At 67.6% G+C, this 15,645-nt stretch carries 11 protein-coding genes and 1 pseudogene; 1 reads left to right on the top strand and 11 read right to left on the bottom strand.

What is annotated here, in order from left to right:
• Positions 1-8: 8 nt before the first annotated feature.
• Positions 9-1,052, top strand: a complete 1,044-nt coding sequence (locus tag ABD951_RS15885) for a phosphotransferase family protein (RefSeq protein ID WP_345346696.1) — start codon at positions 9-11, stop codon at positions 1,050-1,052.
• Positions 1,053-1,397: 345 nt separating this feature from the next.
• Here the strand turns inward: ABD951_RS15885 and ABD951_RS15880 are convergent, their stop codons facing one another.
• From ABD951_RS15880 to ABD951_RS15830, 11 genes and pseudogenes are all read right to left on the bottom strand, one after another.
• Positions 1,398-2,204, bottom strand: a complete 807-nt coding sequence (locus tag ABD951_RS15880) for an ATP-binding cassette domain-containing protein (RefSeq protein WP_345346693.1) — start codon at positions 2,202-2,204, stop codon at positions 1,398-1,400.
• Positions 2,201-3,256 (bottom strand): ABC transporter ATP-binding protein, encoded by a 1,056-nt coding sequence (locus ABD951_RS15875; protein WP_345346690.1) that lies wholly within the window; start codon positions 3,254-3,256, stop codon positions 2,201-2,203. Before ABD951_RS15875 ends, ABD951_RS15880 begins: the two co-directional genes overlap by 4 nt.
• Positions 3,243-4,124 (bottom strand): ABC transporter permease, encoded by an 882-nt coding sequence (locus ABD951_RS15870; protein WP_345346687.1) that lies wholly within the window; start codon positions 4,122-4,124, stop codon positions 3,243-3,245. Before ABD951_RS15870 ends, ABD951_RS15875 begins: the two co-directional genes overlap by 14 nt.
• Positions 4,121-5,062, bottom strand: a complete 942-nt coding sequence (locus ABD951_RS15865; protein ID WP_345346684.1) for an ABC transporter permease — start codon at positions 5,060-5,062, stop codon at positions 4,121-4,123. The genes ABD951_RS15870 and ABD951_RS15865 overlap by 4 nt, the downstream gene beginning before the upstream one ends.
• Positions 5,063-5,547: 485 nt before the next feature.
• On the bottom strand, positions 5,548-7,890 hold the full coding sequence (locus tag ABD951_RS15860; protein WP_345346681.1) for an arylsulfatase: 2,343 nt from the start codon (positions 7,888-7,890) through the stop codon (positions 5,548-5,550).
• Positions 7,891-7,960: 70 nt separating this feature from the next.
• Positions 7,961-9,649 (bottom strand): annotated as a pseudogene (locus ABD951_RS15855) (thiamine pyrophosphate-requiring protein); the annotation flags it as partial.
• Positions 9,650-9,692: 43 nt separating this feature from the next.
• A complete protein-coding gene (locus ABD951_RS15850) occupies positions 9,693-10,661 on the bottom strand; it encodes a zinc-binding dehydrogenase (RefSeq protein ID WP_345346678.1) in 969 nt (322 codons plus the stop codon).
• A gap of 23 nt (positions 10,662-10,684) precedes the next feature.
• The gene (locus tag ABD951_RS15845) at positions 10,685-11,857 is read right to left on the bottom strand and encodes a 3-ketosteroid-9-alpha-monooxygenase, oxygenase component (protein ID WP_345346675.1); all 1,173 of its coding nucleotides are present in this window, start codon (positions 11,855-11,857) and stop codon (positions 10,685-10,687) included.
• A 35-nt stretch (positions 11,858-11,892) separates the two neighbouring features.
• Positions 11,893-13,116 (bottom strand): alpha-hydroxy acid oxidase, encoded by a 1,224-nt coding sequence (locus tag ABD951_RS15840; protein ID WP_345346672.1) that lies wholly within the window; start codon positions 13,114-13,116, stop codon positions 11,893-11,895.
• A gap of 147 nt (positions 13,117-13,263) precedes the next feature.
• Positions 13,264-14,763 carry an MFS transporter gene (locus ABD951_RS15835; protein WP_345346669.1) on the bottom strand — a complete coding sequence of 500 codons (1,500 nt, stop codon included), beginning with the start codon at positions 14,761-14,763 and terminating at the stop codon, positions 13,264-13,266.
• Positions 14,764-14,845: 82 nt separating this feature from the next.
• Positions 14,846-15,622 carry an SDR family NAD(P)-dependent oxidoreductase gene (locus ABD951_RS15830; protein WP_345346666.1) on the bottom strand — a complete coding sequence of 259 codons (777 nt, stop codon included), beginning with the start codon at positions 15,620-15,622 and terminating at the stop codon, positions 14,846-14,848.
• Between the last annotated feature and the right edge of the window lie 23 nt (positions 15,623-15,645).

Below are 15,645 nucleotides of genomic sequence, written 5' to 3'. Positions count from 1 at the left end.
GAGATCTGTTGAGCGCACCGATCAGCAACGACGACGGCATCCGCGAACCCGCGGTCACGGCATGGTTCCGTGAGCACGTGCCCGCCACGCACGGGTCGCTGCGGTTCGAGCGGATACCCGGTGGCCGGTCGAATCTCACCTACTCGGTGACCGACGAGAACGGGACCCGCTGGGTGCTGCGCCGGCCTCCACTCGGGATGGCGCATTCCGCCTCGCACAATGTCCTGCGGGAAGCGGCGGTTCTCGGCCGACTCCGAGACACCCCCGTCCCGGTTCCGGTGGTCGTCGGTACCTGCGGCGACGAATCCGTAACCGGTGCACCGTTCTTCGTCATGGACCACATCGACGGTCACGTGCTGCGCGACCCGGAGGCCGTACGCGCGGCACTCCGGGTCGAGCAACGGGGCGAGGTGGCGCGATCGCTGGTCCGCGCCCTTGCCGATCTTCACACGGTCGACCCGCGCGAGGTGGGATGGGGAGCCCTCGCGGAGCGGGACGACTATCTCGCCCGCCAGCTGCGACGCTGGAACACCCAGTGGGAGAAGGACCGGATCCGCGACCTCGACGACCTTCGTCGCGCCCACGACCGACTACTCGACAGGATTCCGCCCCAGACGGTCAGTCGCGTCGTCCACGGGGACTTCCGCCTCGACAACTGCATAGTCACCGGCGATGCTCGGCTCGGCGGAATCCTGGACTGGGAGCTGGCCACCGTGGGCGATCCGCTCGCCGATCTCGGGCAGCTCCTCGTGTACTGGGCGCAGCCCGACGACGAGGTGTGCGCCCTGGAAAACCCGCCGACGCGCGTGGACAGCTTCCCCACCAGAGACGAGTTGGTCGCGCTGTACCTCGAGTTCACGCGGCCCGAGGACGTTCCCGACATCGACTACTACCTGGCCTTCAACTGGTGGAAGATCGCGTGCATCGTCGAAGGCGTCTACACCCGCACGCTCAGCGGCGCGATGGGCGACACCGACCGGACCGCCGAATCCTTTGGTGAACAGGCGAAACGACTCGCAGCTCAGGCCTGGCACATCGCGCAGCGACTGTGACGTGAACAGGACGCGAGTCGGCGCGCCGTGCCGAGGGCCGCACCACTGTGCCGGCTGTCCGGGCAGGGCTGAGTCACCGGTCCGCCCGGCGCTTCCACTGATGTCTCCGCTGGACGACAAGAACCGGAGCGTGCACGCCGGGCGGACGTACGAATGCCTGGGCCACTACGACGATTCGTGGATCTGTCCCGGTGCGCGCTGGGGGCTGGTCGGCCGGCGACCAACGTCCGCGCGGAGTCCGGTGACCGAGCGGTGATCGCGCTCCACTGACGGCGCCCGTCGCGAATTGCCACCTGCTGTTCGGCGCTGAAGCGACCGCCCGGGTCACGGCCTCGGAGGTCCCGGTCAGGCTTGCCGCGCGCCGCGTGGAATGGGCACGGGGACGGCGTCGAGCAGAGCCCGGGTGTAGTCCTGCGAGGGTGCGGCGTAGATCTGGGAGGTGGTGCCGGATTCGACCACCTCGCCGGCCTTCATCACCAAGACGCGGTCGGCAATGACCTCGATCAGCGCGAGGTCATGGCAGACGAACAGGTAGGCCAGGCCGAGTTCCTCCTGCAGGTCGCGGAGCAGGTTCAGCACCTGGGCACGCACCGAGACATCCAGGGCGGCAACGGGTTCGTCGCACACGATCATCTTCGGCTCGAGGGTCAGGGCACGAGCGATCGCGACGCGTTGGAGCTGACCGCCGGACAGCTCGGCCGGATACCGGCCGAGGTAGCGGGCGCCGATGCCGACCTTGTCGAGCAGTTCCACCGCGCGTCGGCGGCGAGCGGCGCGGTCGAGGTCGGTGTGCACGACGAGCGGTTCGGCGACCGCGTCGGCCACGGTCATCCGCGGATCGAGGGAGCTGTGCGGGTCCTGGAAGATCATCTGCATCCCGCGGCGCATCTGCCGCAGCCGGGCCGGTTTCGCGGCGCGCACATCCTCCCCGGCGAAGGTGACGGTGCCGGCGTCGGGTTCGATCAGCCGCAGCACCATCCGCCCCACCGTCGACTTGCCGGCACCGGATTCGCCGACGACGGCGAGGCATTCACCGGCGCCGAGGGTGAACGATACGTCCCGTACGGCGTGGGTCCACCCGGTGCGGCGGCCGAGCAGATCGCGGCGGGTGGAGAAGGACTTCGACAGGTTCGAGACCTCGAGCAGGCTCATGACGCCGTCACTCCTTGCAGTTCCATGTCGGTCGCGCACAGGCAGCGTGCGGCACGGCCCACGGTGATCTCGGTCAGCGCCGGGTGCGTGGTGTCGCACAGCCCGGCGCGGGCGTGCGCGCAGCGGTCGTGGAAGTGGCAGCCGACCGGCCATTCCCCGGCTGCGGGAATGCGGCCCGGGACGGCGGCCAGCCGCCGGTCGGTGGTCAGCCCCGGGCGCGGGATCGACGCGAGCAACCCGGAGGTGTAGGGGTGTTGCGGCGTGAAGAAGACGTCGTCGGCGGGACCGTCCTCGATCACCTCGCCCGCATACATGACCACCACCCGGCGGCACAGTTCGGCGACGACCCCGAGGTCGTGGGTGACGAACAACAGTGCCACCCCCGTCTGCTCCTGCAGGTCCCGCAGCAGCTGCAGGATCGTCTCCTGCACGGTGACGTCGAGCGCGGTGGTCGGCTCGTCCGCGATCAGCAGCCGCGGGTTGCACGCCATGACCATCGCGATCATCACCCGCTGGCACATGCCGCCGCTGAAGGCGTGCGGGTACTCGCGGACCCGCTCCGCGGCCCGGGGGATCTGCACCAGCTCGAGCATCTCGACCGCCCGCTTCATCGCGGCCCTGCGGTCGAGTCCGAGGTGCCTGCGCACGGACTCGGCGATCTGGTCCCCCACGGTGTACGCGGGGTTCAGGCTGCGGATGGGCTGCTGAAAGATCATGCCCATTCCGGTGCCGCGCAGGTTCCGCCACTGCCTGGCCGGCAGTGTCGTGAGGTCGCGGCCGTCGAATTCCACACTGCCGCCTGCGATGCGACCGCCGGTGTCGCCGGTCAGGCCCATCACCGCGAGCGAGGAGACCGTCTTGCCCGAGCCAGACTCGCCGACCAGTGCGACGGACTCGCCGGCGGCGACGTCGAAGCAGACCCCGTCGACGGCGGTCACCCAGTCCCGGCGGCCGGTGCGGAACTGCACCGTCAGGTCCCGCACCCGCAGCAGCGGCGCAGCGGGGTCGGCGGGCGCGTCGTCGGGACGGACAAGAGTGTCAGTTGCTGCCATTGCGACTCCTCGTCAGGGCTCGGCGCACACCGTCGCCGAGATACGTGAACGCCAGTACGGTCAGGAAGATCATCACGCCCGGAGGCCACACCAGGTACGGCGCGAGCTGCATGTTCGATGCGGCGGTGCTGAGCATCGACCCCCAGCTCGCGGCCGGCGCCTTCGCGCCGAGACCCAGGAAGCTCAGGCTCGCCTCGGCGGCCACGGCGGTGCCGAGCGACACCGAGACGACGAGCACGATCGGCGGCATCACGTTCGGCAGGATGTGCCTGCCGATCGTCCGGGATGTGGTACACCCCAACGCGACCGATGCCTCGATGTAGGTGTCGCCGCGCACGTCCATCGTCGACGCGCGCGCCACCCGGTAGAAGCGGGGTGCCATCACCAGACCGACCGCGAGCATCGCGTTCGTGACACCCGATCCGAGCACGGCGACAATCGTGATCGCCAGCACCAGCGCCGGGGCGCTCATCAACGCATCCATCACCCGGGTCGACACGGTGTCCACCCAACCGCCGCGGTAGCCGGCGATCACCCCCAGCGGCAGCCCGATCACCAGGGCAGTCGCCACCGCCTGCAGCGACGCCGCCAGCGAGATCCGCACACCGAAGATCAACCGGCTCAACACGTCCCGGCCGTAGTCGTCGGTCCCCAGCCAGTGCTCGCCGCTCGGCGGCTGCAACCGGTCGAGCAGATCCTGGGTGTACGGGTCGTACGGTGCGAGCTGCGACGCGAAGACCGCCGCCACAACCAGCAGCAACACGAACACCCCGGCCGCCACGGCCGCCGGCCGCCCGCGCACGAACCCGATCACCCGACCGGTGGGACCCAACTCCACATCCGGCCGGTTCGGAACAATCGATGTCATGCGCGCACCTTCGGGTTGAAGTAGCCGTACGAGATGTCGACCAGCAGATTGACGATCACCACCACACACGTGGTGAACAGCACGAATCCGAGCAGCACCGGCACGTCGTGGTTCTGGACGCTGTTCACCGCCAGCGACCCCATCCCCGGCATGCCGTAGATGATCTCGATCGTCACCGCACCGCCGAGCACCTCGGCGACCCGGAACCCGAGCACCGTCACCACCGGGATGCACGCGTTCTTCAACCCGTGTTTGAGGACGACACTCGCCTGCCCGAGCCCGCGCGCCTTCGCGTTGAGGATGTAGTCGCTGCCCATCACCTGGCCGAGCGCCGAACGCAACTGCAACGTCACCTCGGCCGCCGGCAGCAAGGCCAATGCCACACCGGGCAGCACCAGGTGCTGGAACCACGGCACCACCCCGTCCGTGAGCGGTACGTACCCGAACGCCGGGAAGATCTGATTGGACACCGCGAACACCGACACCAGCACCAACCCGAACCAGAACGCCGGGATTGCGATCGCGACCGACGCGATCACGTTGATGCCACGATCGAGCACGCCACCGGGTCGCAGCGACCCCAGCACCCCGAGCACCAGCCCGATCAGCACCGCCAACACCATCGCGAACCCGACCAGTGACAGCGTCGTCGCCATCCGCCGTAGCAACAGCTCCGCCACCGACTGGTCCGACAGCAGCGAGACCCCGAGATCACCGTGCACCGCCGAACCCACCCAGTCGAGGTACCGCACGAAGACGTTCTGATCCAGGTGCAGACTCGCCCGCAACTGTTCGAGGCGTTCCGGGGTCGGGTTCTCACCCGCCAGCACCACCGCCGGATCCCCCGGCGCCAGATCGATCAACAGGAATATCAACAACGGGACGATCAGCAGCAGCGGAATCGCCGCCAGCAACCGCCGCCCGGCATAACGCACCATTGTCAGCCCCTTCGCAGGTGTCGGTGGATCGGGAGGCCCGGGCAGGGCCCAACTTGGTCATCTCCACGTGCCGAAGATCGAACATGCCGAACATCGAACAGCCCAGATTCACCCACGGAATCAGCTCCACCCCAACGACCTTTGTTGTGGAGATGTCGCGTTCGTCCGGTTGCAGATCGGCACCAACATCGCCTCCTCCAGTGTCAAGTCCCAGATCCGCCGGTCGACCGCCCTGGGAGAGAGTCGGATCTGCGACCATCGCGACCGGACTCTTGATCTGCGGATCGCCGTTGGCCAGGTCACGTAGGTCCGCACCGTTTCGGCCGGGTCGACCTTCGGGCCGAGGCTGCCGGCAACCATCGCCTCGAAGTCGCCCGTGATGTAGCGCGGCTCGTTCCGGGTGTTGGGCACCGGGTTCAACTCGGCGTCGATCCCGGCCTGCGACAGACTCGACCGGATGACGTTCGCGGCGGATTAGCCCCAACCTAATGTGCCGCGCGGGCGAAGCGCGCCAACGCCTCCTGCTCCTGCGGCGGCCGCACCGAATCGACGTCGATCCGGACGTGTTCGAGCCGGCCGTCGAAGGCGAAACCGTCGGCGGCGATCTCGTCGGTCACCGCGGTACCCCGGCTCACGCCCACGTCGAGCTGCTCGTTGAGGCTGAACTGACTCGGTGTGGTGGCCGAGACCCTCGTCTTCTCGACCGGCAGACCGTCGACCAGCAGGGTGAACAGCCCGCCCTTGCCGAGTCCGCCCCCGTCGTAGGCGAAGTCGATCGTCACCTCCCGCTCGCCCTGCTCGAGCCCGCGCGGCGACCGGAGATACGTGTGCACCGTACCGCGGTCGTTGTAGCAGAACATCGGAACCGAGTCGACGACGTAGAGCGCGAATCCGCCGAACCGGCCACCGATGCTCATCAGGACTCCGTCGACCGGCTCGTCGCCCTTCTCGATCTTCGCGGTGATCGTGTAGGAGCTGCTGAACACCCGCGGAGCGGCCTTCTCGATCAGCCCGTTCATCGACGGATACAGCGTCAGTCCGGTTCGACCGCGCAGCACGTGCGGCGCCCGCGTGCTCGGCTCGAGCTGGCGGGTGTACGTCCGGTCGTCCAGCGGGAACACCTGGTATCGGCTCGCCTCCAACAGGAACTTCTCCTGGAGCTCCGTCAGCTTCTCCGGGTACTCGGCCGACAGATTGCGAGCCTGTGACCAGTCCACCGACGTGTCGTACAGCTCCCACTCGTCGTCCGTGTAGTCCGGCGGCGGCGCCATCAGTTCCCAGGGTTTGCGGTGCATGGCCACCGCGGTCCACCCGTGGTCGTAAATACCGCGATTGCCGAAGATCTCGAAGTACTGGGTGACGTGCCGGTCCGCGGCGTCGGCGTCGGCGAACGAGTAGTTCATCGCGGTGCCCTCGATCGGCTGCTGGGCCACCCCGTCGACCATCGTCGGCGTGGGGATGCCGGCGGCTTCGAGAATGGTCGGGGTGATGTCGACACAGTGGTGCCACTGGTGCCGAACCTCACCCTTCGCCTCGATTCCGTTCGGCCAATGCACCACGAGACCGTTGCGCGTGCCTCCGTAGTGCGACGCGACCTGCTTCGCCCACTGGTAGGGAGTGTCCATCGCGACGGCCCACCCCGTCGGGTAGTGCGCGTAGCTGTTCGCGGTTCCGATGTCGTCGAGTCGCTCGAAGATCTCCTCGGGGGTCTGCGCGCGGCCGTCGAGAGTGGCCAGGTAGTTGAAGGAGCCGTCCAGACCGCCCTCGGTGGAGGCCCCGTTGTCGCCGATCATGTAGATGATCAGCGTGTCGTCGAGCAGTTCGCGCTTCTCCAGGAAGTCGACCATTCGGCCCACCTGGTCGTCGGTGTGCTCGAGGAACGCCGCGTACGTCTCCATCAACCGGGCGGCCACCGCCCGCTGGACGTCGGACAGGGAGTCCCAGTGCGGGACACCGGGATTCCACGGGGCAAGTTCGGTGTCGTCCCCGACCACGCCCAGGTCCTTCTGGCGGGCGAGGGTGATCTCGCGCTGCCGGTCCCACCCGTGGTCGAATTCTCCCCGGTACTTGCCCTGATACGCATCCGGAATCTGCAACGGCGCGTGCACCGCACCGAACGGCAGGTAGCAGAACCACGGCCGGTCGGGGTCCATTGCGTCGACACCCTTGATCCAGTCGATGGCCCGATCGACCAGATCCTCCGAGAGGTGGTAGCCCTCCGCCGGCGTCCTCGGCGGCTTGGCCACCGCGAAGCCGTCGTAGAGCACCGGCGCGAACTGGTCCGCCTCCGCTCCGAGAAAGCCGTAGAACGTGTCGAAGCCCTCGCGCAGCGGCCAGTGGTCGAACGGCCCGGCCGCGGTGGTCTCCCACGGCGGGGTCTGGTGCATCTTTCCGAAAGCGCCGGTGGCGTAGCCGTTGCCCTGCAGCACTCGGGACACCGTGGCCGCGCTCGCGGGACGTATTCCGTTGTATCCCGGTGACGAGGTCGAGATTTCGGCGATGTTGCCCATTCCGACACTGTGATGGTTGCGCCCGGTCAGTGTCGCCGCCCGCGTCGGTGAACACAGCGCGGTGGTGTGGAACCTGCTGTATTTCAAACCGTGTGCGGCGAGCCGGTCCGCGGTCGGGGTGCGGCAGGGGCCGCCGAATGCCGACGAGGCACCGAATCCGACATCGTCGAGCATCACCAGGAGAACGTTGGGCGCTCCCTGCGGCGGCCGCACGGGTTCGACCTGCCGGAACTTCTCCGACTGGTTCTCGATGAACACCGCTGGCCTCGGTTGTGGCACTTCGGTGACGACGGGGATGGAGAAGCGATTGACGGTCACGCTTGCGAGCCTCCTGGATTCGGGGACGGCTGGTTTCGGGGACGGCTGGTACCGGACACCCCGCGCCGGGTCATCGGAAGTTGTCCGGCACCGGCGACATGTAGGTGTCCGCGCCGTGCGTCGAGATACGCAACTCCCTGGACGTGATGAACTCGAGGAGCACGGGATTGCCTGCCTCCGTCTGGGCGATCCCACGGCGGAGAGCCGCGGCCACCTCCGAGGGGTCGGTGACACGCTCGGCGTAGGCGCCGAGCGAACGGGCCATCGCGGTGTAGTCGCCGGAGATGTTCATCGTGCCGAATGTGCGTTGCGAGAGCCCCATGGCGTTCGTCTCCATAGCCATGTACGAGTTGTTGAAGAGGATCGAAAGCACCGGAATCCGCTCCCGCACACACGTTTCCAGCTCGAGACCGGTGAACCCGATCGCCGCGTCCCCCCACAGGTTGATGCACAGCTTGTCGGGATGGGCGAGCTTGGCGCCCATCACGAGCCCGAGCCCGTAGCCGAGCTGCGTCGTCTTGCCCCAGCCGAGGTATGTCAGCGGCTCGGTGCACTTCCAGAACGGCGAGAGCTGGTCCCGTGGGGAACCCGCGTCGTGGGTGACGATCGCCTCGGCCGGATCGACGGCGCGGATCAGCTCCCCGATGACGCGGTACGCCGAGATCGGCGTCTCTTCCGAGGTGAGCAACGGCATCCACTCGGCCAGCCAGTCCTCGTGCACGGACCGGATCTCGGCGGTCACAGTCTCGGGATCTCGTGTGCCGTCGAGTAGTTCGTCGATCTCCGCCTGCAGTGCCTCGAGGGTGAGGGCCGCATCCCCCACCAGCCCGATGTCGGCGGCCACCCCGTTGTCGAGGTGGGCCGGGTCGAGGGTTGCGTGGATCACCTGCTTGCCTTTCGGCATTGCCACGCCGAAGTCGGTGGGGGTGAAACTGCAGCCCACTCCGAAGATCACGTCGGACTCCTCCAGGAAGTGGTGAACGGTGCGGGGCATCGCCCGTCCACCGGACCCGAGGGACAGCGGGTGGTCCTCGGGGAACGCGCTCTTGCCCTCGAGGCTGGTGGTGACCGGGATCGCGAGCGTCTCGGCGAGGCGTTTCAGTTGAGGCCATGCCTTGGCGTAGTGCACGCCCTGCCCCGCGTAGATCACCGGCCGCGCCGCCGCGATCAGCAGTTCGGCGGCGCGGCGGACGTGGAGCGGGTCGGGTCCGGACCGGGTCACCACCACTGGCCGGTAGTCCAGCGGCTCCCGGACGTCCTCGAACCACATGTCCCGCGGAATCTCCACCACGACGGGCCCGCCACGACCGTTCCGCAGCCGGCTGAACGCGCGGCGGAACACCGCCACGACCTCGTTCGGGTCGTTGAGCGGCTCCACCGACTTGGCGATGGTGCGCAGGCTGATCGTGGAGTTGAAGTTCGGCGGCACGTGCGCCTCGTCGCGGCGGTAGCCCATCGGAAGCACGAGAATCGGCACGGACTCCCCGAACGCCTGTGCCACGGCTCCCATCCCGTTCTCGATTCCCGGCCCGTGCTGCGTCGCGTAGACGCCGATCCGCTGCCCGCTGGACACTCGCGAGATGGCGTCTGCGATGTGCCCCGCGGTCCGCTCTGCCCGGGTGATCACCGGTCGGATCCCGACATCGGCCGCGTACTCGAAGACGTAGTTGAGCGGGTAGCCGGAGACGATCTCGACTCCCTCGGCCTGGAGTATCTCGGCGATGGCCGCACCCAGTTTCATGTCGCACTTTCTTTCGGTTGATTTGTCGTCGCGCCGCGCATGGTGGCGTCGCCGTCGACTGTCAGGTGGTGACCGCGACCTTCACCTGGCCACGCTTCGGGGCGGCCGCCGTGGCGAACGCCTGCTGGACGTGGTCCATCGGGAACACATCGGTGACATACGTGCTCTCGAGGTCACGGTGCGCGGCCAGGTACGAGCCTGCTCCGATCAGCGCGCGCCGGCGGTCGCGGGTGACACCGGAGACGAGCGTCAGGTTCTTCCGAAGGAAGGTCATCATCGGGAAGGGATAGGTGGCGTCGTCGGGCAGCCCGAAGTAGTGCACGCGGCCGCCGGGTGCCGCGGCGGTCACGACGTCGGTCATCGTCGAGACCTGGTGACCGACGGCCTCGACGACGATGTCCGGCCGATCCGCGTCGCCGAGCCCGCCGGCCCAGGTGTCGCTGCTCAGGTGGGCGTACTCGTCGACGCCGAAGGCGTCCGCCACGTCCGACCGGTCGGCCCGGTCGACTCCGATGACACGCGCGGCACCCCGGGACTTCAGTACATGTGTGAACAGCAGCCCGATCGGGCCGAGGCCGATCACCGCCGCCGTCGAGCCATCCACCCGACCGAGTTGGTCGACCGCGTACAGAACGCAGGCCAGAGGCTGAAGGAGGATCGCGACCTCGGGCCGCAGATGAGCGCCGAACGGTGCCAGCTCGTCCCCGGAGCAGACCACGAACTCGGCGAGGGCATCGCAGCCCGATGCCCAGCCGACGACCCGGTCGCCGGCCGCGAGGTCCGGGTGCAGCGATGCCACCACCTCGCCGACCACCTCGTGCATGGGAAACCCCGGCACGCTCCGGGCTCCGCCCGCATCGTCCTGCCACAACCACGACCGCCGCCCCCGGAAGATCGGCAGGTCGCTGCCACAGATGCCGCCCGCCAGTGTCCGCAGTAGCACCTGTCCGTCGTCGAGGTTGGCCGGCCGCGGAGTCGGCACCAGCACGCGTTCAAATGTCTCCGGTGCGGTCAACGCATGTGCCCACATGTCTTCCGGTCCTTTCGATCTCGCTATCCGGCGTGCGCGGGGACACCGCGCTTGGCGAGGTTGTCGGCGACCTCCTTCTCCCAGCTGGTCACCGCCCGTGCGGTGTCGATCTCGAACTCGAACCGGCTGGTCATGTCCTCGGTGACGTCCTCGACGTCGACGTAGAACTGCTTGTACCAACGGCGCAGCTGGTACACCGGGCCGTCCTCCTCGCACAGCAGCGGGTTGTCGATGGGTGCCTTGTTCTTCCAGATCTCGTAGTCCTGCAGAAAGCCGGTCTCCACGCCCTCGACGAACTTCGCGGCCATTGCTGCTGATTCGGCATCGCTCATGCCCGGCAGCTTCTTGACCGCGGCCCCGTACTGGAGGACGAAGGAATTGTTGTCGATGGGGTAGTGGCAGTTGATCAGGACCGTCTCGGTCGTGGCACCGTTGGCCTCGATCCACAACCTGTCGATCATGTACGACGGCCCGAAATAGGCTGCTTCCGAACGCAGCTGGGAGTTCGGGTCACCCTGGGACGAGGGAGACATGACGTCGAGTCGGGGTGTGGAATCCATGTACTGGGTGGCGATGTGGCCCTCGAAGACGTTCTTGAAGAAGCGCGGGAACGACTGATGGATGTAGAAGAAGTGGGCCATGTCGACCACGTTGTCGATGATCTCGCGGCAATGCGATCCGGTGACGGTGAGCGTGTTCCAGGTCCAGTCCGTCCACTCGCCGGTGCCGATGCCCTCGATCTCGGGAATGGTGACCTCCGGCGGCGGGGTGCTGCCCTGCGGGTCGTTCCAGACGAACAGCTGACCGTTCTTCTCCAGCGTCAACCAGCCACGGGTCCGGGCCAGCGGCGGGACGCGGCGCGCGTACGGGATGCCGGTGCACTTGCCATTGCCGCCCCACCGCCAGTCGTGAAACGGACACGCCACCGAGTCACCCTTGACCGTGCCCTGGCTCAGATCTCCGCCCATGTGCCGGCAGTACGCGTCGAGCACCTTCAGATCGCCCTGGCTGTCGGCGAACACCACCAGCTTGGTGCCGAAGGCGTGAATCGAGTGCGGTTTGCCGTTGCGGAACGACTCGGCGAGCCCGAGGCAGTGCCAGCCGCGCGCGTATCGGGTGGGAGCCGCCGCGGCCTCGATGATCCGGATCTCGTCGTCGAGCTCGGTTCCGGTGGTGGTGACGGTGCCGAGTGACATGTGGGCCTCCTTGTGGTGGAAACGATGTGGGTGATTCACGTGGTGTGACGGTGGTCGGTGTACTGGGCGCCGGCGGTGTCGGTCACGGGGTGCAGGTGGGTGCGATCGAGTTCGGCGACATCGGCGACGCCCATCAGGGTGAGCGTGCGTGCGATCTCCTCCCGGAAGATCTCGAGCACGTGGGCCGCGCCGTCCTCGCCCCGGGCGGCCAGCCCGTAGACGTACGGTCGGCCGATTCCCACCGCGGTGGCGCCGAGCGCCAGCGCCTTGACCACGTCGCTCCCTCGTCGCACCCCGCCGTCGAGATACACGGGTATCCGGCCACCGATCCGGTCCACCACGCCGGGCAGGGCCTCGAGGCCGGCCAGTGCGCTGTCCAGTTGGCGCCCACCGTGATTGGACACCATGATGCCGTCGGCGCCGAGATTCAGGGCGGTCTCGGCGTCGTCCGGGTCGAGAATTCCCTTGATGTAGAGCGGGCCCTGCCACCAGTCGCGAATCCGCGCGAGATCGTCCCAGCTCAGGTCGGGCCGCATCAGCCTCTGCTGGGTTCTCGCCGAGCGGACCGCTGCGGCGGCGCCACGCTCGTTCACCAGCATGCGCGACGAGATGCGTTGCTTCGTGAGGAAGTGGTAGGCCCACCGGGGCCTGAGTGCGGCGTCGAGAGCGCGCTTCGGCGTCAACGTGGGCGGGATGCCCATGCCGTGCTTGCGTTCCCGCTCCCGGTTTCCGGGCACCGGAACGTCGACGGTGACGAACAGTGCACGGTAGCCGGCGCTGTGGGCGCGATCGACGAACCTCTTCGACAGCGGTTCCCCGGTCGCCAGGCTGGTCCACGGGTAGAGCTGGAAGAAGTGGTTGTCCGAGGTCGCGTCCGCGATCTCCTCGACGGTGTAACTGGAGGCGGTGGAGATCACGGCCCGTGTTCCGGCACGTTCGGCCGCGCGGGCGGCGCTGCGCTCCCCCGTCCAGTGCACGAGGCCCGTCATGCCGGTGGGTGACAGGAACACCGGCAACGAGAGTTCGACACCGCCAACCTTCGTCGACAGGCTGGTGCCGGCGTTTCCGGTGAGCACTTTGCTGCGCAGCTGCCACCGGTCGAACGCAGTCCTGTTGGCGCGCAGCGTGACCTCGTCCTCGGCACCGCCGTCGACGAACGCCCACACCATTGTGGGCAGCGCACGGCGCGCCTTCCTGCGGTAGTCCTCGACCGTGATCGGTCGACTGCGCATCGAGACGTCGAACGAGATTGCGGACACCACGCCACCCTTTCCCGTGGAACCGGCCTCGGCAACGGGCCGTCTCGGCTCGTGAGAGCCTCCCACATCCTGCACATCGGTAACCTTCCGTTCTGTTCGTTGTCCGCCAATGGCTTTCGCGGACAACGAACAGGCGTGGCGCAGTTGTCAGTGCACCGCGACCGCTGCGGAACTCGGCTGTTCGTCGCCCTGACCGGAGACGACGCCACCGCTGGCCGGCGTTCGTCCGTGACGCATGATCAGCAAAACGAGGAAGGCGATCACGGCGGCGCCGGCGCAGATCAGATAGGCGTAGTGGAAACCCTGCGCGGACGGGATCGGCATCCCGGTCTTCGGGTTGATCATCAGGACATAGTTGCCCACGAGAACCCCGAGGTAAGCACTCGCGAGTGCACCGACGACCTGTTCCGAGGTGAACTTCATCGAACTGCTGACGGCCTGGGTGTTGGCCGGGACGGCCTCGATGAGCAGGTTGGTCGAACTGACGTAGTACAAGCCGCTGGCGATGCCGAAGACGACGCCGTAGACGATGACCATGCCGAAGGATCCGACCAGGCCGAGGCCGATCAGCAGGCAAGCGAGGACGGTTGCCACCATGCCGATCAGGCCTACTGTGCGAGGCGCGAACTTCCGGGCGGCCCAGCCTCCGAACATCCCGCACGCTGCGGACACCAGGCCCGCGGGGAGCCCGTAGTAGAGGGAGTATTCGGTCGCGGACATACCCAGCCCGGAGTTGTCGTTGCCGGGGATCACCGGAAGCCGGAGCAGCTGCGGCAGCAGTGCCGCGTTGGCGCCGTTCACCACGCCGTAGGCCGCTGCGGCGAGCAGGGTCATCCACACACCTGGACGAGCGAGGAGCTGCATCGAGATCAGCGGCTGGGCGATACGGCGCTCGACGAGGACGAACGCAATCAGCAGAACGATGCCCAGGGTGAAGCCGAGCGCACGCAGATCCGGCCGGATCGCCCCGAGGATCAACGCGGTGGCACCGACACCGAGGAGCGCGGCGCCCAGGTAGTCGATCCGGTGGGCGATGCGGACGGTCGTCTCCGGGACACAGATCGCGATCGCGGCGACAATGACCGCCGAGTACACGAACAGAACCCAGAAGTTGCTCCGGAATCCGTGGTTGTCGATGAGCCACCCGCCGACCAGGGGGCCGATGAGCGACGAGGCGCCGATCCCCACCCCGATACCGCCGATGCCGAGAGGCACCCACTTGGACGGGATCAGGTCGCGCACCAGTCCGTAGCAGATGACCGGGGAGACGAGTCCGAGACCTTGGAGACCGCGGCCGACGAGAAACAGCGGGAACGTGGGTCCGACCGCACACAGAACGGTGCCCGTGAGGAAGGTGGCACCGGTGCAGAGCAGCACCTTCTTCTTGCCGTAGACGTCGGCCAGCTTGCCGATGATCGGGACGAAGACGCCGGCGACCAGAAGCGGAGTGGTCATCACGAGTGCGATCTGCTGCGTCTTGAATGCGGCAGCCATCTCGGGCAGCCCGGGTGCGACGAGGGTGAACTCGAAGGCAACGATCTCCGTCATCAACGCGACCAGCGTGATGATCAGGATCGAGTGTCCCTTCGACCGCGACTCGGAGTCCGCGGATTTGTGTGAGGCGGGAGAGAGCGTGGGACCGGCCATGGCGAATGGCTCCAATCTGTGGGTGGGGCGCTCCAGGTGACGATCGGGTGAGGCGGGTGACTCGAGGGACGTGTTCGGTGGATCATGTCGCGGGGACAGCGAGTTTCGCGTGTGTGGCGCCGTCGACGGGGACGAGGGCGCCGTTGATGTAGGTGGCCTGGTCGCTGACGAGGAAGGCGACGACGTCGGCGATGTCCTCGGGAGTGCCGAGCCGGCCGGACGGGATCTGCGCGGTGTAGGCATCGACCCCACCCGGGAGGGTGTTCACCCAGCGACGCAGGCCGGTGGTGTCCATGGATCCGGGCGAGATCACGTTGGCGCGGATTCCGTACGGGCCGTATTCCACCGCGATGCTGCGAGTCAGGCTGATCATCCCGGCCTTCGCGGCCCCGTACGCGGCGAGCCCGGGGACCGCCCCCAGGCCGGCTCCGGAGGTGGTCGAGAGGATCACCCCGGCGCGCTGCTCCATCATCACCGGCAGCGCGGCCGAGACGCCGTAGAACATCGAGTGAAGGTTGAGTTCCACGATCGCGGCGAAGTCGGCGGGCGTGACGTGGTCGGTGGGCTTCGGCTGCTGGCCCCCCGCGTTGTTGAAGAGGATGTCGAGCCGTCCGAAACGATCGACCGCCGCGGTGACCAGTCCCGCCACGGATTCCGGTGATGTCACGTCGCCGGCGATCGCGATCGCTCGGCCGCCGGCGGTCTCGATCATCGCCGCCGTCTGTAGTGCATTGTCGCCGTGGATGTCGTTGACCACCACGGTGATGCCGTCGCGCGCGAGGCGCAGCGCGCTCGCTCGGCCGATTCCACTGCCGGAACCCGTCACGACCGCAACCCGTCCGTCCGCATTCTCACTCATCGCGTGCTCCTGTTCTCGTCGCA

The organism is Rhodococcus olei, assembly GCF_039540555.1.
GTDB lineage: Bacteria > Actinomycetota > Actinomycetes > Mycobacteriales > Mycobacteriaceae > Rhodococcus_G > Rhodococcus_G olei.
Note: the sequence above shows the minus strand (reverse complement) of the source record. Positions and strands in the feature narration are given on the sequence as shown.

What these genes read in the sequence shown, in the direction of transcription:
- ABD951_RS15865 (WP_345346684.1), bottom strand. Translation starts at nt 5,062, where the DNA reads ATGGTGCGTTATGCCGGGCGGCGGTTGCTGGCGGCGATTCCGCTGCTG.
- ABD951_RS15850 (WP_345346678.1), bottom strand. Translation starts at nt 10,661, where the DNA reads ATGTGGGCACATGCGTTGACCGCACCGGAGACATTTGAACGCGTGCTG.
- ABD951_RS15870 (WP_345346687.1), bottom strand. Translation starts at nt 4,124, where the DNA reads ATGACATCGATTGTTCCGAACCGGCCGGATGTGGAGTTGGGTCCCACC.
- ABD951_RS15845 (WP_345346675.1), bottom strand. Translation starts at nt 11,857, where the DNA reads ATGTCACTCGGCACCGTCACCACCACCGGAACCGAGCTCGACGACGAG.
- ABD951_RS15880 (WP_345346693.1), bottom strand. Translation starts at nt 2,204, where the DNA reads ATGAGCCTGCTCGAGGTCTCGAACCTGTCGAAGTCCTTCTCCACCCGC.
- ABD951_RS15830 (WP_345346666.1), bottom strand. Translation starts at nt 15,622, where the DNA reads ATGAGTGAGAATGCGGACGGACGGGTTGCGGTCGTGACGGGTTCCGGC.
- ABD951_RS15875 (WP_345346690.1), bottom strand. Translation starts at nt 3,256, where the DNA reads ATGGCAGCAACTGACACTCTTGTCCGTCCCGACGACGCGCCCGCCGAC.
- ABD951_RS15835 (WP_345346669.1), bottom strand. Translation starts at nt 14,763, where the DNA reads ATGGCCGGTCCCACGCTCTCTCCCGCCTCACACAAATCCGCGGACTCC.